Origin of the sequence: Hymenobacter sp. B81 (assembly GCF_044628455.1) — a bacterium.
Classification (GTDB): Bacteria; Bacteroidota; Bacteroidia; order Cytophagales; family Hymenobacteraceae; genus Solirubrum.
In genome coordinates, this window is the sequence record NZ_JBIYZW010000003.1 from 542,268 (window position 1) to 562,133 (window position 19,866).

Here is a 19,866-nt window from a genome sequence, read left to right on the forward strand (position 1 = left end):
AAACGGCCGCTACCTCCGGGTAGCGGCCGTTTTTTTTGCGGGGCCTTAATATTGGCTTAACTCCATATTCTTTCAGGCCGTACCTTAGGTAACGCCGGCCGCCAACATTCCGGCCGGCACCGCACCTTTATGGCTAACAACCAAAAATCCACCAACCAGAACACTCCCCAACCCGGCGACCCGCTTTTCAACCTGAAGCACGCCCAGGTCGAAGCCGAACTGCAGCAGCAAAACGGCGGCCTCGGGCCCATCACCAACGACTACATGAGCACCGACGAGGACGGAGAGCTGGACGAAGGCCCGCGCGACAGCCAGGGCCTGCGCCGCGGCGAACCGGATAACATTACGGGTAGCACGGCCGGCAAACACTAGTCGGCCCTGCACCCAATTCGGCCGCCTTCCCGCCACCACGGGGAGGCGGTTTTTTTTATGGCCGGGCCGGAGTGCGGTTGAAGCGGGCCGTACCTTTGCCGGCGCTATGCTCCTTGCCTCCTGCACCGACCAGCCCCACGAAGCCGGCCTCGACGAAGCCGGCCGCGGCTGCCTGGCCGGGCCCGTTTTCGCTGCCGCCGTCATCCTGCCGCCCGACTTCCACGCGCCCGGCCTCAACGACTCCAAGCTCATTCCGGCGCGCCGCCGGGCGCAGCTGCGCGAGCTGATTTGCCGCGAAGCCCTGCACTGGGCCGTGGCCCAGGCCTCGCCCGACGAAATTGCCGCTTACAACATTGCCCAGGCCAGCTACCTGGCCATGCACCGCGCCGTGGCCCAGCTGAGCGTAGCGCCCACCCACCTGGCCGTCGACGGCAACCGATTCAAGGCCTACCCCGGCATCGGGCACAGCTGCGTGGTGCGCGGCGACGCCACTTACCAGCACATTGCCGCGGCTTCGGTGCTGGCCAAAACCTTCCGCGACGAGCACATGCACGCCCTGGCCATCGAGTTTCCGGCCTACGGCTGGGTCCGCAATGCGGGCTACCCCACCGCCGAACACCGCGCCGCCATTCGTGCCCACGGCCCCACCCCGCACCACCGCCTGGGCTTCCGGCTGCTGTAAGTCAACCTGCTTTCAAAGTCGAACGGCCCCGGTAACCAGCGTTACCGGGGCCGTTTGGCGTTATCAGGCGAGGCGCGAGCCGAGTGTCAACCTACCACCTCACCACTAGGCCTGCTCTTGGTCTTTGAGCTTGAGCAGGTCGAGAAACAAGCTGAAGCCGTCGACGGTAGAGCCGCCCTCGCCGAAGCGGTCGAAGTTCAGGGGCTTGATGATGTAGCCGCTCACGGCCAGCTGCTGGGCTTTCAGGCGGTCCGACTCGAGGTCGGAGGTGGTCATGATGAACACATTCAGACCCACGAACTCGGGGTCGGAGCGCAGGATTTCGAGCAGCTCCAGGCCGTTCATGCGGGGCATGTTCAAATCGAGCATCACCACGCTGGGCTTGGGAATGGGCGTTTTACCGTTTTCACCCCGCAGCAAGCTCAGGGCCTCGCGGCCGTTGCGGGCAATGTGAAGCGGCACGTCGATGTTGTGCTTGCGCAGTTCGCGCTGCACATTCATGGTATCCATCTGGTCGTCCTCCACCAGCAAGATGCTGGCGGACGTCGGGGATTCTGTTGACATGGCGGCAGGAAGAGAGGCAGGAAAATGAGTAGGGAAGCCGGGGTTATACGACAGGGGGGGCACGACAAGTTATCCAACGGTCGGGCGGGCCACGCCGGCGGTTGGTTTTTTGGGCCAGGAGAGCGTGAAGGTGGCGCCAAAGCCCTCGGCCGAATCGAGGCGGATGGTACCGCCGTGGCGCTCCACGATCTTGCGCACGATGGCCAGCCCCACGCCGGTGCTTTCCACAGTGTCGCGCTCGTTGAGCGTCTGAAACAGCACGAACACCCGCTCGTGGTACTCGGGCGCGATGCCGGGGCCGTTGTCGCCCACCGTGAACACGTAGTCGTCGGCGGTTTCGCGGTAATTGATGCGCGCCAGGCCGTGGGCCGGGTCGTGGTGGTACTTGAGGGCGTTGCTGAGCAGGTTGCTGAATACCTGGTGCAGCTCCACGCGCGGGGCCAGCATCACCGGCAGGTAGGAGGGCAGCAGCACCTGGAAGCCCGCGGGCGGGGCCAGCACGTCCACAATTTCCGTCAGCAGCTCGCGCACGTCCACGCGCTCGTCGAGCTGCTCTACCCGCCCGATGCGGGCCAGCTCCAGAATGCCGCTGATCAGGTTTTCCATGCGGTGCACCCGCACGCGCATCAGCAGCAGAAACTCGCGGATGTGCGGCGGCAAATCCTGACCCATGTCTTCCTCAATCCAGCGCGAGGCGCTTTCGATGCCTCGCAGCGGCGCTTTCAGATCGTGCGACACCACGTAGGCAAACTGGTCGAGCTCCTGGTTGCGGCGCTCGAGCTGGGTGATGGTAGTGCCGATGGTGCCGGCCATGGAGTTCAGCGAGGCCGCCAGCTCACTCAGCTCGTCGTGGGCCGGGTCGGCCACGTTCACGTGGTAGTCGCCCTGGGTAATGCGGTGGGCCAACTGCACCATGGTGTTGATGCGGCGGGTGAGCAGGCGGGTGAGCAGCAGGGCGCTGAGCAAACCCAGGGCCAGGGCCACCAGCGTGAGCACGATGGACAGCACGCGGGTCTGGCGGATGCTGTCGGCGAGCTTTTCGCGCTGCTTCTCGCGCGAGGCCAGCTCCGTGCGGTCGAAGCCGCGGAACAGCACCCGGATCTGGTCCATCAGGCGCTTGCCGGTGAGGTCGGCGGCCAGGTTGCGGTGTTCCATGCCGTCGAGGCCTTCCTGCACGGGATTGCGCTGGCGGGCGGCCCGCTTTTCGGCCACCAGCAGGTGCGAGTAGGCCGACCACTGTTCGTAGAGGCGCTGGGCCCGCACCAGGCGCTGGTACTGCGGGTCGTTGGGCAGAAATTCGTTGCGCAGCAGCGAAAAGCTGCCCAGCAGCTGCCGCTCACCCTCGTAGTAAGAGTCCAGCAGCCGCTCGTTGCCCACCAGCAGGTAGCCGCGGAAACCCGCCTCCATGTCCACAATGCTGCGCAGCATGCGCGTCGACTGGGCCGTGCGGTTTTGGGACTGGGCCACCCGCTGCGAGTTGCGCAGCACCATGCGCGAGAGTTGGTAGTTGACGATGACCACCGCCAGAAACAGCAGCGCAATGGCCAGGAAACCGATGAAAATGCGGGTGGAGAGCTTGAGCTTCATGCAGCGGGAAAAGGCGCGGGGCGTTAGCGGCCTTCTCTACGCGAATTCTCCTCAATGATGTGCAGCAAGCTCATCATTTGTTCGGCAATGCGGTCAACCTCGCTCAAACCGGCCACCGCGGCCTCGGCTTGCCCGGCCTGGTGCAGGTCGAGCAGGCGGTTGGCGGTGGCGTGCATGGCCGTGTGCACGCGCTCGAGCTGCTGCATGGCGGGCAGGTGCCCGAGTTGGGGCAGGCCCACCTGCAGCAGCCACTGGCCAAACGAGCACACCTGCGCGTCGCGAATGGGCTGCTCGTCGGTGCCGCTGCCGTAGAGAAAGGAGCGGAGCTTGGCTTTGAACACGCGGTGCTTGAGCCGGGCCGTGTTGAATTCGCGCTGGAGGTCGTCGTGGGTCATGGGGTAGCCGGTCGGGGCGGGGCCGGGAGCCGGGGCCGGAAAACAGGGGCCGGAAAACAGGGGGCCGGGGCCAGGGAACCCGCGAAGATACGGTTGGGTGGCCGGCCGGCCGAATTGGCTACTTTTGCCCCGCCGCTCCGCCGCGGTGCGTTTTCCCCACTGTTCTTTCCGTATCCCGATTCCATGAGCGACCTGAAGACCGTTGTGCTCAACGACGTGCACCAGCAACTCGGCGCCAAGATGGTGCCCTTCGCCGGCTACAACATGCCCGTGCGTTACTCCTCCGACCTCGACGAGCACCACACCGTGCGCCGCGCCGTGGGCATCTTCGACGTGTCGCACATGGGCGAGTTCCGCGTGCGCGGCCCCAAGGCGCTCGACCTGATTCAGCGCGTGACCAGCAACGACGCCAGCAAGCTCGCCGACGGCAAGGCCCAGTACTCCTGCCTGCCCAACGAGCAGGGCGGCATCGTGGACGACTTGCTGGTTTACAAGCTGGCCGATGAGGACTACATGCTGGTGGTCAACGCCTCCAACATCGACAAGGACTGGAACTGGATCAGCCGCTTCAACGAGGAATTCGGCGCCGAGCTGGAAAACGTGTCGGACCAGCTGAGCCTGTTTGCCGTGCAGGGCCCCAAGACCGCCGACGCGCTGCAAAGCCTGACCGACGTGGACCTGAAGAGCATTCCCTACTACTCCTTCGTGCAGGGCACCTTCGCGGGCCAGCCCAACGTGATTATCTCGGCCACGGGCTACACCGGCGCCGGCGGCTTCGAGCTGTACATTCCCAACGAGTCGGCCGAGCAGGTGTGGAACAAGATTCTGGAAGCCGGCCAGCCCTACGGCCTCAAGCCCATCGGCCTGGGCGCCCGCGACACGCTGCGCCTGGAAATGGGCTTCTGCCTCTACGGCAACGACATCGACGATCAGACTTCCCCGCTGGAGGGCGGCCTGGGCTGGATTACCAAGTTCACCAAGGACTTCGTGAACTCGGCCGCACTCAAGCAGCAGAAGGAGCAGGGCGTGAGCCGCAAGCTGGTGGGCTTCCTGATGGACGGCCCCGGCATTCCGCGCGCCCACTACCCGCTGGTGAACGAGGCCGGCGAGGTTATCGGCGAGGTTACCTCGGGCACGCAGTCGCCGAGCCTGAGCAAGGGCATCGGCCTGGGCTACGTGAAAACCGAGCTGAGCGCGCCCGGTACCCCGATTTTCGTGCAGGTGCGCGGCAAAAACCTGCCCGCCACCGTCGCCAAGCTGCCCTTCGTGAAAGGCACGGAGGAATAATTCGGGTTGGCAGTTGCTAGTTGCCAGTTGTCGGGTCTTCGGGCCCACGGCTGGCAACTGCTTTTTACTACATGCTCAACCCTCCGCTGACAACTGGCAACTGACAACTTCAATCATGCCCTCCGTCGACATTTGCTTTTCGCCCGAGCTACTGCCACTCTATAGCCTGCAAGGCAAGGTGGCCGTCATCGTGGACATTCTGCGGGCCACCTCCAGCATCGTCACGGCCCTGGCCAACGGCGTAACCCACGTATTTGCGGTGGCCGAGCTGGCCGAGTGCCAGGCCCTGGGCCGCCAGCACAGCTGCCTGACCGCCGCCGAGCGCGACGGACGCCAGGCCGAGGGCTTCGACCTGGGCAACTCGCCCTTCGGCTACCTCGACGGCGCCCTCGACGTGCGCGGCCGGGCCGTGGTCATCAGCACCACCAACGGCACCCAGGCCCTGCGCCGCTCCTTGGCCGCCGATGAGGTGGTCATCGGGGCCTTCCTGAACCTGCAAGCCGTGGCCGACTTTGCCCGCCGCCAGCAGAAAGACGTGCTGGTGGTGTGCGCCGGCTGGAAGGGCATGTTCTGCCTCGAAGACACCGTTTTTGCCGGCGCCCTGGCCGAGGAACTGGCCGCCGACTTCGACGTGAGCAGTGCCGACGCTACCCTGGCCGCCCGCCACCTCTGGCAGCAGGCCCAGGCCGATTTGCCGGCCTACCTACTGCAGTCTTCGCACGTGCGCCGGCTCAACTCCCTGGAAGCCCACAAGGATTTCGAGTTCTGCTTGCGCCTCAACGAGTACCCCACCACGCTGCCCGTGTGGCGCGAAGACCGGCTGGTGTTGCTGGGTAACAGGTGATGAGGTGACAAGTAACACGTTGGGACGACCAACCTGTCACGTGTCACCTGTTACTTGTCACCCTTGCCAAACAGCTTCTCGTTCTGCTTGTGCCGATCGGCGTCGCGCTGGGTTTTCTTTGCCAGGTTGCGCTGCAGAGCCTCGGTCAGGTTCACGCCGGTCTGGTTGGCCAGGCAGATGACCACGAACAGCACGTCGGCCAGCTCGTCGGCCAGCACCTTGTCGCGGTCCGAAGCTTTAAACGACTGCTCGCCGTACTGCCGCGCGATAATGCGGGCCACTTCGCCCACTTCCTCGGTGAGCATGGCCATGTTGGTCAGCTCGTTGAAATAGCGCACCCCGGTGGTCTGAATCCACTGGTCCACGGTCTGCTGGGCTTCTTCGATAGTCATTTTTTCAATGAGTGAATGACTGAATGGGTGAATGACTGAATGAGTGAATGAGTGAGCGAATGGGGGACATGGCCGAACGACGCTCGATCATTCAGTCATTCCTGCATTCAGGCCTTGTTGCGGTCGAGCACGATGGTCACCGGGCCGTCGTTGAGCAGGCGCACTTTCATGTCGGCCCCGAAGCGGCCGGTGGCCACGGGTCTGCCCAGCAGGGCCTGAAGCTGGCGCACGAACTCCTCGTAGAGCGGAATGGCAATGGGGGGTGGGGCGGCCTGCACGTAGCTGGGGCGGGTGCCCTTGCGGGCGTCGGCCAGCAAGGTAAACTGGCTGACCACGAGCAGCTCGCCGCCCACGTCCTGCACCGAGAGGTTCATCTTGTCGTCGGCGTCGGCGAAGATGCGCAGCTGCACCAGCTTGCGGGCCATCCAGTCCAGCTCGGCGGCGGAGTCGGTGGGGGTGAAGCCGGCCAGCACCAGCAGGCCCGGCCCGATCTGGCCGGTGATTTCGCCGTCGACGGTAACCGAAGCTTCCGTGACGCGCTGCACAACTACGCGCATGGCGGGGGAATGGGTGAATGAGTGATTGAGCAAATGAGTGAATGGGCAGACGGAGGAACGAGCATCACTCATTCACCCATTCGCTCAATCACTCATTGGCAAAGAAACGGCACAAATGCCCATCTTCGCCGCCCTGCCCGGGTGAAGCACGCCCCGCTCACTAAGTCGCCGAGTCACTCATTCACTCATTCACTGCTTCGTGTCGCTGCGCCCCGTACCGTTTGAGCTGCCCGCCGCTGCGCCCGCCGCCCCGCTGCGCTGGCTGCTGCCCGCGCTGCTGGCCGTGGCCGGGCTGCGGCTCTGGCGCCTGCCCCCGGCCGCCCTGCCCGACTACGACTCGGTGCGCAACTGGCAGATTGTGCAGGAGGTGGCCCGCTTCGACTTCACCCACCTGTTTCACCACGGCAGCCCCGGCTTCTACCTGCTCTATGCGCCCGTGGCGGCCCTCAGCGCCGACCACCGCGTGCTGTTGGTGCTCAATGCCCTGGTGGCCGTGGCGGCGCTGGGTCTGCTCCTCGACTGGGTGGCCCGCGCCGCCCGCCTCCCCGGTCCCGAAACCGCCCTGCTCACCTTGCTGGCCGGCACGTCGGTGTTTCTCACCTTCTCGGGCCGCGACTTCACCATGAGCTCCTGGAGTTTGCTGGCGCTGGCCGGCCTGCTGCGGGCGCACTGGCGGCGGCTGCACCAGCCCACGCCCGGGCAGCTGCTGCGGGTGGCCGCCTGGCTGGCGTTCGGGCTCAGCATCAACTACAAGTTTCTGCTCACCGTGCCCATCCTGGCCGTGCTCGAGTGGCAGCGGGCCGACGCGCTGGCCTGGCGCGGCAACGGGTGGCGGGTAGTGCTGGTGCTGGCCGCCCCGTTCGCGGTGCTGGGCGCGCTGGCCTGGCTGGTGTCAGGCGTGCCGCTGTACCGCTGGCCGGCCGTGTACGTCGTCATTCTATTCCCCGCCGCCGCCAACGCCGCCGGCCGCCAGGGCACCCTGCAAATCGATTTCGACTACTACCTGCGCTACCTCACCGAGTTCGAGTCGCCCCTGCTGCTGCCGGCGCTGGCGGCGGCGCTGGTGTGGGTTGGCCCGGCGCTGCGGCAGCGGCCCCTGCCGGTGGCTACCTACCTGCTGGTGTGGGCTGCCTGCACGCTGGCGGGCATGTCGCTGCTGGTGAAGGCGCCGCGCGGGCTGCTGTTTGCCTACGTACCGCTCTACGCCCTGCCGGTGCTGCTGCTGCAAAAGTGGCCGCGCCCGGTGGCGCTGGCTTTGCTGCTGGCGGCCGTGGGCTACAACGGCTGGCAGGTGCAGCGGCAGGTGCTGGCCTACGCGCCCTCCAGCTACCCGCAGGTGGCCCGCTGGCTGCAGCAGCGCCGCATTCCGGCCGTGGCTACCTCAGTGGGCCTGAGTTTGGCGCCGGCCGCGCAGGAGCGGGGCGTGGTGGTGGCTTCGGCCAAAAGCCTGCAGGAGCTGGCCGCGCTGCGCCGCCGGGGTTTCCGCTACCTGCTGCTCGACGACTACTACCGCGTAGCCGGGGTGCCGGCCTTCGATTCGCTGCGCCGCCAACCCTACCTGGCCGCCTGGCCCGAGCCGGTGCTGGCCTCGCCGCTGCTCTACCTCGAGCACTCCGAGTTCACCGGCCTGGGCTACCGCGAAACCCGGCGCCGCCAGCAGCAGGCCGCCCACGATTCGCTGCAATTGCGCCTGATTCGCCTGCCATAACTGCCCGACTGCGGCAGAAAACGCTGAAAAGTCCGGGGTCTGGTTTCAGTCGTTCCGGCACTGGACTCAATCGTTCCGGTACCGGATTCAATTGTTCCGGCACTGGATTCAATCGTTCCGGGTCCGGACGCAGTCGTTCCGGGTCCCGCCTCGGTCGTTCCGGTATCGGACGCAATCGTTCCGGCCTTCGCCCCAGCCCTTCCGGTACTCGCCGCAATCGTTCCGGCACCCGCCCCAGTTATTCCGGCATACGCCGCAACCGTTCCGGGCCTGGATTCACTGCTTCCGGCAATGGAATCAGTGGTTCCGGCATCCGCCGCAGTCGTTCCGCCTACGGATTCAGTATGCCCGACCTAAGCACCAATCAACCATTAACCAATCACCGCTTGATGTTCAGGCTGTCGAGCCAGCGCTGGTAGCGGCGGGCGTTGCGCTTGTGCTCGGCAAAGGTCACGGCGAAGTCGGAGTAGCCCGAGCCGCCGGCCTGGGCGCAGAAAAACAAATAGTCGTGGGCCGCCGGCTTCAGCACCGCGTCTAGGCTCGAGCGGTTGGCCGAGGTGATGGGGCCGGGCGGCAGGCCCTTGTGTTTGTAAGTGTTGTAGGGCGAGTCCACCAGCTTGTCGCGGTTCAGCACCCGCTTCACCCCAAAGTTGCCGATGGCCCAGAGCAGCGTGGGGTCGGCCTGCAGGCGCATGCCGCGGCGCAGGCGGTTGAGGTACACGCCCGCAATCAGGGGCTTGTCTTCGGGCTTGGCCGTTTCGCGCTGCACAATGCTGGCCAGCACGTGCACCTCGGTAGGAGAGAGGCCCAGCGAATCGGCCCGCTCGCGGCGCTTTGCCGTCCAGAACCGGCGGTGCTGCGCAGCCATGGAGTCGACGAACTGCCCGGCCGAGGTGTTCCACAGCAGCCGGTAGCGGCCGGGAATAAACAGCGTGAGCACGGCCGTGGTGTCGGTGGCGTAGCGCTGCCGCAGCCAGGCCGGGCGGTTGAGCAGGCGGCGCAGCTCGGTGCTGTCGGCCTCCAGCTGCCGCGCGGCCTGGCGCACCAGCTGGGGCTTGTACTTGAAGGCGTCGAGCACGAACTCCAGCGTGTCCTGCTCGCCGCGCAGCAGCCGCTCGAGCAAAGCCTGGTTGCCCAAATCGAAATCGAGGCGGTAGCGGCCGGGCTTTACCTGCTGCGGGTAGCCGCGCTGCTCGGCCAGCCAGGCAAAGGTGGCCGGCTCCTTGAGCAGCTCGTGGCGCCGCAGCGAGTCGAGCACATCCTGGTACGTGCCGCCAGTGCGGATGAATAAGTAGGCCGGCCCGTAGGCCGAGGGCGTCACGTTGAGCCGCCACAGCACCCGCCACGCGCCGTACAGGCCCGCACCGCCCAGCACCAGCAAGGTCAGCAGCACAATGGTCAGGATGCGCGGCCAGCGGCGGCGCGAAGCAGGGGAGGAAGCGGCAGACAAGCAGGCGGCGCGGGTGGTGGAAAGGCGAAGATACGGCCGCGCCGTGGTGCCCCGGCCGTAGTGCGCTAAGGCAGCGGCGCGTGGCGGCGGGATACGGGCATCCAACTCCAAAAGAAAGGCAGCATCTTGCCGCAATTCCACCTGCATTATGCTCCGCATACTGCATTCACTGTTGCTGCTCGGCTGTAGCAGCTGTTTTATGGGCAAAACTGCCAGATGTCTGCCACCCGCGCAGCTTCAACTCAATCCCATTGAACGGGTCCGGATTATGCGGTTCGTAGCCCGGCAGGAGGCAATGACGGCAGACAAGCGGCGCTCCAACATCTGGGGCACCTATTGCTTCCGGATGGTCGCCGCCGATGGCCGCAACAAAGGGTTGATTGAGCTGAGCAGCCTCGGCAGCCACCAGCCCACGCACTACTTCATCAACGGCCGGTATCGGCTCACGCCGCTACGGTTTTCGACGCCGCCTTATCCGGCGTATTACTCCCCATCTCCGACAGCCGCCGAACGGCAGGCCCAGCGCGCAGTACTGGAACGCGCCCTTACGCGGCACGCCGCCGAGCTGCCAGATACCCTCCAGCAGCGCATCCGGCGCTACTTCCCGTTTAACCGGTAATAATTACTGCCCCTGCACCAGCGCGGCCACCGCCGCGGCCAGCTCCCGGCGGCGGGCTTTGCGCTCGATTTCCACCGGCGGGGCGGCACGCACTTCGCAGTCGGGAATGGAGCACCGCTCGCAGGTTTCGTTTACCCAGCGCACCGGAATGGTGTCGTCGTCGAGGAACTTCACCTGCTGGCGCAGCTTGTCGTCCACGGGCAGCCCCACCGTAACGCTGGTGGCGTGGCCCGAGGCGTCGAAGCGGGCCACCGTCAGGCACAGGTACTCGTCGGGCGTTTGCCAGTAGCGCGAGCGTTGCGCGGCCACCCGCAGGCCGGGGCTGCCCGCCTGCCGCGACTGTTCCATCAGCCACAAACTCACCCAGCGGCGGCAGTAGTGCTCCTGCAGCTCGTTGGCGTGGGGGTTGTGCAGGCGCGAGAGGTGCAGCTCCTTGGTTAGTTCGAAGCGCGTTTCGCCGGCGGCCTGGTCGAAGCGTAGGAAAAACAAGCTGCCGATGCCGAAGTGCCGGGCCAGCAGGTTGGTCACCCGCTGCAGCAGCATCTCCGGCGACACCTCGTAGCGGGTCAGGAGGCCCAGCAGCAAAGCCGCGTTCCAGCGCGGGTACGAGAAAAACGCCTGCAGATCGGCCACCAGCTGGCTTTCCTCCATCAGCAAGGCCACCGCGAAGTACGAGGCCCGAAAGTGATTGAGCACCTGCTCAAACGAGCCCGGCGTGGCGGCCGGCACGTTGGTGTAGGGCCGGTCCTTCAGGCCCAGGTAGTTGAAGGCCACCTCGCGGCCCAGCACAAACGCCTCCTGGGCCCGCGTGAGGCCCGGGCGCAGCAGCAGCCGCTGGGCCGCGGGCTGGTACACCGCGCGCAGCCCCGCCAGCTCGGGCCGCTCACCCAGCGTGTGCCGGTCGATGAGGTAGCCGTATTCCTGGCCCAGCACCTCCTCCAGCTGGTGCAAATCGAAGGGCGCGTCGGTGCGCAGCCGGAAGCGCGCCACGCAGCTGCGCACCGCATCCTCCAGGTCGTCGAAGTAGTTGTCGTGCATCTCCTGGTAGGAGCGCAGCGCGGCCAGGTAAAAGTGCTCCTGGCGCATCTCGTAGTTGCGCGCCAGTTCCCAGAGCGTGCTGATGAAGGCCATCACCCGCGTGGGCGCGTCCGAAATCAGCTCCACGAGCCGGCTGGGGTCGAGCCCGAACATGTCCAGCGGAAACTCCCGCAGCACGCTCGACTGTAGCAGCTCCGAAATCGGGGCCAGCCGCTTGCCCAGGTTCAGCGAAATCAGCTCGTCGTAACTCACCCCCAGCACCCGCGCAAAGGCCAGAATCTTGTCGGCCTTGGGGTACTTCTTGCCCTTCTCAATCTCGTTGAGGTACGACACTGACACGTCGACCGCCTGGGCCAGGGCCGCTGGCGTGAAGCTCTGTTCCTGCCGCAACTGCCGCAGCTTAAGGCCAAAGATTAAGCGAACGACCTGGGTTTGGGTGAGCATAGGGCGAAAAGAAAGCAGCTGCCGCGCCTCGGGCCAAAAACGGCCCGGGCAGTCAGTAGCGCAAAGAAAACAAACCCGGTGGGAAGCCGAGAATAAACCGCTTTCAGCTAAATTTTTACTATTAGCGAAAATTCGCTTGACAAAAGTCTTTCGCTCCCGTATGTTTGGGCACGCTTCTTACCCGCTGACCCTCAACCAAACCATCTGATGGAAACCCTAGACCGCCGTCCGTCCACGGTCCCCGCCGCGTATCGCTGCCCGCAGCGCGTGAAAGTGCTGGGCAGCTACCAGCCCGCCCACGCCGAAATCCTGACGCCCTCGGCCCTGTCGTTCGTGGCGGCGCTGCACCGCCGCTTCGAGGCCACGCGCCAGCAGTTGCTGGCCCGCCGCCGGCAGCGCCGCGCCGATTTTGCCGCCGGCCGCTTCCCCGACTTCTTGCCCGAAACCGAACAGCTGCGCCGCAGCGACTGGCAGGTAGCCCTGTTGCCCGCCGACCTGCTCGACCGGCGGGTGGAAATCACCGGCCCCACCGAGCGGAAGATGATCATCAACGCCCTGAACTCGGGGGCGAAGGTGTTCATGGCCGACTGCGAGGACTCGCTCGCGCCCACCTGGGCCAACGTGGTGCAGGGCCAGGTAAACCTGCGCGACGCCGTGCGCCGCACCATCAGCCTGGAAACGCCCCAGAAAACCTACCGCCTGCACGAGCGCCCCGCCACCCTGATGGTGCGCCCCCGCGGCTGGCACCTCGACGAAAAGCACCTGCTGGTCGACGGCGAGGAAGTGAGCGGCGCCCTGTTCGACTTCGGCCTGTACTTTTTCCACAATGCCCACGAGCTGCTGGCCCGCGGCTCGGGGCCCTATTTCTATCTGCCCAAGCTGGAAAGCCACCTCGAGGCCCGGCTCTGGAACGAGGTGTTCGAGTTTGCCCAGTGGGAGCTGAAAATTCCCAAGGGCAGCATCAAGGCCACGGTGCTGATTGAAACCCTGCCCGCCGCCTTCGAAACCCACGAAATTCTCTGGGAGCTGCGCCAGCACTCGGCCGGCCTGAACTGCGGCCGCTGGGACTACATCTTCTCCTACATCAAAACCCTGGGCGCCCGCCCTGAATACCGCCTGCCCGACCGCGCCCAGGTAACCATGACGGTGCCCAACATGGCCGCTTACGTGCGCCTGGTCATCGACACCTGCCACCGCCGCGGGGTACACGCGATGGGCGGCATGGCCGCGCAGATTCCCATCAAGGACAACCTCGCCGAAAACGCCCTGGCCCTCGACAAAGTGCACACCGACAAAGTGCGCGAAGCCCGGCTGGGCCACGATGGGACCTGGGTGGCCCACCCCGCGCTGGTGCCCATTGCCCTGGGCGTGTTCAACGAGCTGATGCCGCAAGCCAACCAGCTCGACAAGCCGCGCTCCGCCGAGCCGCTGCCCACGGCCGCCGAGCTGCTGCAGGCGCCGCCGGGCAGCATCAGCGAAGCCGGCCTGCGCCAGAACATCGACGTGGCGCTGCGCTACCTGGGGGCCTGGCTGGGCGGCAACGGCTGCGTGCCGCTCTACCACCTGATGGAAGACGCCGCCACTGCCGAAATTTCCCGGGTGCAGCTCTGGCAGTGGCTGCACACCCCCGGCACCGTGCTGGCCGACGGCCGCCCGGTAACCCCGGAGCTGTACCGCGAGCTGCTGGCCGGCGTAACTGAGCAGCTGCGCCGGGAAGTGGGCGAGGAGCTGTACGCCGAACACTACCGCCCCGCCCTGCACCTGCTCGACCAGCTGGTGCTGGCCGACGACTGCGCCGAGTTTCTTACCCTGGCCGCCTACGAGCTGCTGCCCTGACGTAGCGCGCCGCCAAACACGCATTGTCCCAGCTATTACCGGATTTTGCCGACGCCCGAAAAGCGCCGTCCGGCCTCGCCTTGTCCTTTCAATCCTCTTTTCCACAACCCAAACTCCCACAACTATGAACCGCACCGAGCGCGCCGCCGCCCTGGCCCAGGACTGGGCTACCAATCCCCGCTGGCAGGGCATCCAGCGCCCGTATTCACCCGAAGACGTGGTGAAGCTGCAGGGCACCGTACGCATCGAATATTCCCTGGCCCGGCAGGGCGCCGAGCGGCTCTGGCAGCTGCTGCACACCCAGGAGTACGTGGCCGGCCTGGGTGCCCTCACCGGCAACCAGGCGGTACAGGAAGTACAGGCTGGCCTCAACGCCATTTACCTCTCGGGCTGGCAGGTGGCCGCCGACGCCAACGGCGCCGGCCACATGTACCCCGACCAAAGCCTGTACCCCGCCGACTCGGTCCCCGCCGTGGTGCGCCGCATCAACAACGCCCTGCTGCGCGCCGACCAGATTCAGCACCTCGAAAACCCCAATGGTGGCGAGGGCCCGGTGCACTGGCTGGTGCCCATCGTGGCCGATGCGGAGGCCGGGTTCGGGGGCAACCTGAACGCCTTCGAGCTGATGAAAATGATGATTGAGGCCGGGGCTGCGGGCGTGCACTTCGAGGACCAGCTTTCCTCGGCCAAGAAGTGCGGGCACCTGGGCGGCAAGGTACTGGTGCCCACCCAGGAGGCCGTGCAGAAGCTGGTCTCGGCCCGCCTGGCCGCCGATGTGCTGGGCGTGCCCACCCTGGTGGTGGCCCGCACCGATGCCGACGCGGCCGACTTGCTGACCGCCGACGTGGACCCGCGCGACAAGCCCTTCGTGCTGCAGGAGGCCGAGCGCACCTCCGAGGGCTTCTACCGCGTGCGCTGCGGCGTGGAAGCCTGCATTGCCCGCGGCTTGGCCTACGCGCCCTACGCCGACCTGCTGTGGATGGAAACCTCGCACCCCGATTTGGAGCAGGCCCGGCAGTTTGCCCAGGCCATTCACGCTTGCTACCCCGGCAAGCTGCTGGCCTACAACTGCTCGCCCTCGTTCAACTGGGCCGCCAAGCTGAGCGTGGAGCAGATGGAAACGTTCCGCGAGGAGCTGGCCGCGTTGGGCTACAAGTTTCAGTTTATCACCCTGGCTGGCTTCCACGCCCTCAACACCAGCATGTTTGAGCTGGCCCGGGCCTACCGCGAACGGGGCATGGCGGGCTACTCCGAGCTGCAGCAGCGCGAGTTTGCCCTCCAGCAGCACGGCTTCCGGGCCGTCAAGCACCAGTCGTTCGTGGGCACGGGTTACTTCGACGCGGTGCAGAACGTGGTGACCAGCGGGCAAGCCAGCACCGCCGCCCTGGTGGGCTCCACCGAAGAAGCCCAGTTTCACGGGCATTAACTTCCGCTAGCCAAACAACAAAAGGCCGCTCTGCGCTAGCAGGGCGGCCTTTTTCGTTGGTGGTCGGGCGGCAGTTAGCGGCCCGAAACGTCGAGGGGCTGACTCAGGCTGTTGTACTCGATGCCCTGGCGTTGGCAGGCTTCGTGCAGCAGCTTTTGCTGCCAGGGCCGCAGCACGTTGCGGGCACCCTGCTCCACAATGTCGGCAATGATGCGGTTGGAGAGGACCAGGTTGGCTACGTAGGTGTTGAAGTCCTCGGCCAGCTGGCTTTTCAGCGTCATTAGCTGCTGCTCGCGCTGGTCGGCGCGGGCGGCGGCGGCCCCGGTAAGGCGACGGCGCGAGGGAAAGCGGCGCTCGGAGTGCTGCACCGGTGCATCGGGCTTGGGCGTGTAGTGGCCGGGCGAGAAAGAGGCCAGGCGCTCGAGGTAGGGGCTGCGTTTGAGTTCGGGGTGCAGACCGCGGGCGTTGCGCCAGGCCCCCGCGTCGGTGGGCGTGTCGCGCACCAGCTCAGAGAGCCGGTCGTTGGCAAACACCATGTAGGGCGGGCGGTCGATTTGCCGGGCTACTTCCTCGCGCAACTGGTACAGGTCGCGGAACAGGGGCATCTCGCCGGGGGCAATGCGGTAGCGGCCAGCAATCTTCATCCAGGGCCGCTCGTCGCGCTGGTAGCGCACGTCTTCCAGGGCGGCGCTTTCCTCGGCGGCCCACTGGCTGCGGCCCAGGGCTTCGAGGCGGGCGGTGAGGCGCTCGGCCAGCTCAAACAGGTAGATGACGTCGTTGGCGGCGTACTCCAGCTGAGCGGGCGTAAGGGGCCGCTTCAGCCAATTCGACTTCTGCTCACCCTTGTCCAGCTCCAGGCCCAGCTCCTGCTGCACCAGGCGGCCCAGGGAGATGTTGTTGTCGGCCTCGCCCAGCAGCTGGTACTGCACGCTGGTGTCGGTGATGCGGCGCACGTGCACGCCGTAGAGCTCGTCGAGCAGCAGGATGTCGGAGCGGCAGCTGTGAAAAATTTTCTCGACGTCGGGCGAGCTGAACACGTCCCACAGCGGCTGCAAATCCTGCGCGGGCTGGGGCAGGGGCAGCGGGTCGATCAGGTACACGCGCTGGCCGTCGAACACCTGGATTAAAGCCAGGTTGCGGCCGTAGCGGTGACGCATATCGTCAAATTCGAGGTCGACGGCGATGCGCGGGGCAGTGCGCAACAGGGCCACGGCCTCGTCGATGGACGCGGGAGTGGTCAGATAGAGGAGTTCGGGGACAGACATTCCCAGCAAAAATAGGATGATCGGCAGCTATACCAAGCGGGCCGGCCGGCAAGGTAAACCCCAAAACCGTGGCAGCGGGCCCAGGCAACGCCGGGGCGGGCCGCCGCGAGTAGCAAAGAAGCCGGGGCAATTTCGCTAGTCAAGCCAACCGGCGGTGTGGAATTCGGCGGGCCGCGGCATCCATATCAGATGGAAACCAACCGAATTTCTGGCGATGCAACATAAAAAGATAAATTAACCCCGGTAAAAGCCTGTCGGCCCATCACTGGTAAGGGTGGGCTGCCGCCGCAGCGGGCCTACCAGCTTCCGCCTGACTTCCACGCTCTTTGCTTTTTTTCACCCTAATCCAGCCGCAAGGCACTACTATGAAGCACAGACTTTTACTTTTCCTGGTGCTCTACCTGCTCCTGGGAGCGGGAGCGTGGGCACAGTCGCGCACGGTGAGCGGGCGGGTTACCGCGGCCGGCGACGGTACCGGCCTGCCGGGCGTAACCGTGCTGGAGCGCGGCACCACCAACGGTACCAGCACCGACGCCAGCGGCAACTTCACGCTGACGGTGCAGCCCGGGGCGGCGCTGGTGTTCAGCTCCATTGGCTTTGCCACCCAGACCGTGCCGGTGGGCGAGCAGACTTCCCTGGCCATTAAGCTGCAGGGCAACGAGACCCTGCTGGGCGAAACCGTGGTGGTGGGCTACGGCACCCAGACCAAGCGCGAGCTGACCGGGGCCGTCACCCAGCTGGGCAGCAAGGAAGTGGAAAACGTGCCCACCGTGAGCTTCGAGCAGGCCATTCAGGGGCGCACGCCGGGCGTGCAGATCAACCAAAGCTCGGGCAAACTAGGCGCCGGCGTGCAGATTCGCGTGCGCGGCTCCTCGTCCATTACGGCCTCAAACCAGCCGCTGTACGTCATCGACGGCATCGTGGTGACCTCGCAGGACTTTTCCGACCAAGCCTTCGCCGCCAACACCGAGCCCATCAACCCGCTGGCCGACCTGAACCCCAACGACATCGAGAGCATCTCGATTCTGAAAGACGCCGCCGCCGCCGCTATTTATGGTTCGCGCGCTTCCAACGGGGTAATTCTGGTGACCACCAAAAAAGGGCGCCAGGGGGCTACGCGCGTCAACGTGGGCTTCTACGCGGGCCGCAGCGAGCGGACGCGCATCCGTGAGTTTCTGAACGCGGCCGAGTACAAGGAACTGTTCACGGAGGCCGCCATCAACGGCGGGCTGGTCGACCCCAACGACCCGGACCTGTACCCCACCGCCGCCGCGGCTTTGCTAGGCGAGGCGGGACTGGATTTGAACTCGCCCTACGACACGCCCTGGAACGAGCTGGCCTTTCGTAAGGGCAGCGTGATGCAGTACGACGCCAACGTGAGCGGCGGCGACGCCAAAACCCGCTTTTACCTCAGCGCCAACTACAACGACCAGAAGGGCATCATCGTGGGCAACCGCTACCGCCGCGGCTCCCTGCGCACCAACTTCGACCACACCATTTCCGACAAGTGGAAGCTGGGGCTGAACCTCTCGCTCACCCGCTCGGTGAACGACCGCGTGCCCGACGACAACGCCTTCTCCAACCCCATTCAGCTGAACGCCCTGCCGCCCATCCAGACGCCCTACGACGCCGAGGACCCCACGGGCTTCAACCGCAGCACGCTCTACTACAACGCTCTGGTGGAGGTGGATAACGCCACCAACCGGGGCGGCACCTTCCGCTCGTTCAGCAGCGCCTTCGTCACCTTCGAGCCCATCCGCGGGCTGGTGCTGCGCTCCGAAATCGGGGGGGACTTCCTGAACGTGCGCGAGGAAATCTACCGTGGCCGCTACACCGAGGACGGCGCCCCCGACGGCTATGGCTACAGCAACCAGCTGCAGGCGGTGAACTGGACCAACAACAACACGGCTACCTGGTTCCGCACCTTCGGCGAAGACCACGGCCTGGAGGTGCTGGGCGGCTTCACCTTCCAGCGCTTCGATCAGGAGCAGACCTCGGTGGAAGCCCGCGGCTTTCCCAACGACCAGTTTCGCAAAATTGCCTCGGCGGCCCGCATCACCACCGGCAGCACTGCCGGTACGGCCTACACCTTCGTGTCTCTGCTGAGCCGGGTGAACTACACCTTCCGCGACAAATACCTGCTCTCGGGCACCCTGCGCGGCGATGCGTCCTCACGCTTCGGCCGCGACAACCAATGGGGCCGGTTCCCCGGGGTGTCGGCCGGCTGGGTGATTTCCGAGGAAAGCTTCCTGCAGGACAACGCAACGCTAAATATGCTGAAGCTGCGCGCCGGCTACGGCCTGACCGGCAACGCCGAAATCGACAACTTCGCCGCCCGCACGGTGTACAACGTGAACCCCTACGGCACGGCCCCGGGCATCATTCCCTTCACTACCCTAGGCAACGAGCGGCTGGGCTGGGAAACCACCAAGCAAGCCAACATCGGTCTGGAATTCGGGTTGTTTACCAACCGAATCAGCGGCGAGATAGACGTGTACCAGAAGCAGACCAAGGACAACGACCTGCTGCTGCTCGACCAGCTGCCCTACACCGGGGGCTACTTCAACTTCTACAACAACATCGGCACGCTGCGCAACCGCGGCCTGGAAGTGGTGCTGAACACCCGCAACCTGGTGGGCGAGTTCAACTGGTCCACCAACTTCAACATCTCCTTCAACCGCAACGAAATCCTGGACCTGAACGGGCAGGAGCTGATTGCCGGGGGCCGCAACCTGGGCCGCGTGCGCGAGGGTGAGCCCATCGGGGTGTTCTGGGGCAAGAAGTACGCCGGCGTCGATCCGCAGAACGGCGACGCGCTTTACTACACGGCCGAGGGCGGCAAAACCAGCAACTACAACGCCGCCTCCGACCAGAAGCTGGGCAACCCCAACCCCGACTTCACCGGCGGCTTCACCAACACCTTTTCCTTCAAGGGCTTCGAGCTGAGTTTGCTTAACCAGTTCAGCTACGGCAACGACATCTACAACATCGGCGGCGTGTTCCAGTCGGTAAACGGGGACTTCTTCGACAACCAAACCCGCGACCAGCTGGAGCGCTGGCGCACCCCCGGCCAGATAACCGATGTGCCCCAGGCCCGCCTCTACGGGGCCAACGGCACCTCGCCCTCGTCGCGTTGGATTCAGGACGGTTCGTTTCTGCGCTTCAAGAACCTGACCCTGGCCTACAACCTGCCCAAGGCCTGGGCCGAGAAAGGCCACCTGCAAAACGCTCGCATCTACGTAACGGGCCAGAACCTGATTACCATCACCGACTACGATGGCTACGACCCCGAGGTGAACACCACCGCCTTCGGCCTGCCCACCTACCTGCTGGGCCACGACTTCTACACGCCGCCGCTGGCCAAAACCTGGCTGGTGGGCGTCAACCTGGGCTTTTAATC

General features: G+C 65.4%; 17 protein-coding genes. 9 read left to right on the forward strand and 8 right to left on the reverse strand.

The annotated features are described in order from the left end of the window. Positions 1–129 precede the first annotated feature (129 nt). Positions 130–372: a hypothetical protein gene (locus ACE191_RS19060; RefSeq protein WP_400193834.1), complete on the forward strand. Its 243-nt coding sequence runs from the start codon at positions 130–132 to the stop codon at positions 370–372. A gap of 106 nt (positions 373–478) precedes the next feature. Further along, the gene (locus ACE191_RS19065) at positions 479–1,054 is read left to right on the forward strand and encodes a ribonuclease HII (protein WP_400193835.1); all 576 of its coding nucleotides are present in this window, start codon (positions 479–481) and stop codon (positions 1,052–1,054) included. 105 nt (positions 1,055–1,159) lie between these two features. On the opposite strand, the gene ACE191_RS19070 is transcribed toward ACE191_RS19065, so the two are convergent. From ACE191_RS19070 to ACE191_RS19080, 3 genes are all read right to left on the reverse strand, one after another. Further along, positions 1,160–1,618: a response regulator gene (locus tag ACE191_RS19070; RefSeq protein WP_400193836.1), complete on the reverse strand. Its 459-nt coding sequence runs from the start codon at positions 1,616–1,618 to the stop codon at positions 1,160–1,162. Positions 1,619–1,687: 69 nt separating this feature from the next. Next, positions 1,688–3,205, reverse strand: a complete 1,518-nt coding sequence (locus tag ACE191_RS19075; RefSeq protein ID WP_400193837.1) for an ATP-binding protein — start codon at positions 3,203–3,205, stop codon at positions 1,688–1,690. Positions 3,206–3,228: 23 nt separating this feature from the next. Continuing rightward, positions 3,229–3,600, reverse strand: a complete 372-nt coding sequence (locus ACE191_RS19080; protein WP_400193838.1) for a CZB domain-containing protein — start codon at positions 3,598–3,600, stop codon at positions 3,229–3,231. Positions 3,601–3,783: 183 nt separating this feature from the next. Between ACE191_RS19080 and gcvT the strand changes: the two genes are divergently transcribed. Next, entirely contained in the window at positions 3,784–4,887 is a 1,104-nt protein-coding gene (gene gcvT / locus ACE191_RS19085; RefSeq protein WP_400193839.1) for a glycine cleavage system aminomethyltransferase GcvT, read from the forward strand. Between the two features lie 115 nt (positions 4,888–5,002). Continuing rightward, positions 5,003–5,731: a 2-phosphosulfolactate phosphatase gene (locus ACE191_RS19090; protein WP_400193840.1), complete on the forward strand. Its 729-nt coding sequence runs from the start codon at positions 5,003–5,005 to the stop codon at positions 5,729–5,731. A 50-nt stretch (positions 5,732–5,781) separates the two neighbouring features. Here the strand turns inward: ACE191_RS19090 and ACE191_RS19095 are convergent, their stop codons facing one another. Continuing rightward, positions 5,782–6,123 carry a nucleotide pyrophosphohydrolase gene (locus ACE191_RS19095; protein WP_400193841.1) on the reverse strand — a complete coding sequence of 114 codons (342 nt, stop codon included), beginning with the start codon at positions 6,121–6,123 and terminating at the stop codon, positions 5,782–5,784. 107 nt (positions 6,124–6,230) lie between these two features. After that, positions 6,231–6,680 (reverse strand): D-aminoacyl-tRNA deacylase, encoded by a 450-nt coding sequence (gene dtd, locus ACE191_RS19100; RefSeq protein WP_400193842.1) that lies wholly within the window; start codon positions 6,678–6,680, stop codon positions 6,231–6,233. Between the two features lie 199 nt (positions 6,681–6,879). On the opposite strand from dtd, the gene ACE191_RS19105 reads away from it, so the two are divergent. Beyond that, the gene (locus ACE191_RS19105; protein ID WP_400193843.1) at positions 6,880–8,388 is read left to right on the forward strand and encodes a hypothetical protein; all 1,509 of its coding nucleotides are present in this window, start codon (positions 6,880–6,882) and stop codon (positions 8,386–8,388) included. Positions 8,389–8,767: 379 nt separating this feature from the next. Here the strand turns inward: ACE191_RS19105 and mltG are convergent, their stop codons facing one another. Next, the gene (gene mltG, locus ACE191_RS19110; RefSeq protein ID WP_400193844.1) at positions 8,768–9,838 is read right to left on the reverse strand and encodes an endolytic transglycosylase MltG; all 1,071 of its coding nucleotides are present in this window, start codon (positions 9,836–9,838) and stop codon (positions 8,768–8,770) included. 148 nt (positions 9,839–9,986) lie between these two features. Between mltG and ACE191_RS19115 the strand changes: the two genes are divergently transcribed. Next, on the forward strand, positions 9,987–10,457 hold the full coding sequence (locus tag ACE191_RS19115) for a hypothetical protein (protein WP_400193845.1): 471 nt from the start codon (positions 9,987–9,989) through the stop codon (positions 10,455–10,457). A 3-nt stretch (positions 10,458–10,460) separates the two neighbouring features. On the opposite strand, the gene ACE191_RS19120 is transcribed toward ACE191_RS19115, so the two are convergent. Further along, entirely contained in the window at positions 10,461–11,939 is a 1,479-nt protein-coding gene (locus ACE191_RS19120) for a helix-turn-helix domain-containing protein (RefSeq protein WP_400193846.1), read from the reverse strand. Between the two features lie 207 nt (positions 11,940–12,146). On the opposite strand from ACE191_RS19120, the gene aceB reads away from it, so the two are divergent. Both aceB and aceA read left to right on the forward strand, forming a co-directional pair. Continuing rightward, on the forward strand, positions 12,147–13,775 hold the full coding sequence (gene aceB / locus ACE191_RS19125) for a malate synthase A (protein ID WP_400193847.1): 1,629 nt from the start codon (positions 12,147–12,149) through the stop codon (positions 13,773–13,775). Positions 13,776–13,899: 124 nt separating this feature from the next. Further along, complete coding sequence (gene aceA, locus ACE191_RS19130) at positions 13,900–15,201, forward strand: isocitrate lyase (RefSeq protein WP_400193848.1); 1,302 nt, start codon at positions 13,900–13,902, stop codon at positions 15,199–15,201. Positions 15,202–15,275: 74 nt separating this feature from the next. On the opposite strand, the gene ACE191_RS19135 is transcribed toward aceA, so the two are convergent. After that, a complete protein-coding gene (locus ACE191_RS19135; RefSeq protein ID WP_400193849.1) occupies positions 15,276–16,466 on the reverse strand; it encodes a ribonuclease D in 1,191 nt (396 codons plus the stop codon). Positions 16,467–16,831: 365 nt separating this feature from the next. Between ACE191_RS19135 and ACE191_RS19140 the strand changes: the two genes are divergently transcribed. Further along, on the forward strand, positions 16,832–19,864 hold the full coding sequence (locus ACE191_RS19140; protein ID WP_400193850.1) for a SusC/RagA family TonB-linked outer membrane protein: 3,033 nt from the start codon (positions 16,832–16,834) through the stop codon (positions 19,862–19,864). The last annotated feature ends 2 nt before the right edge of the window (positions 19,865–19,866 follow it).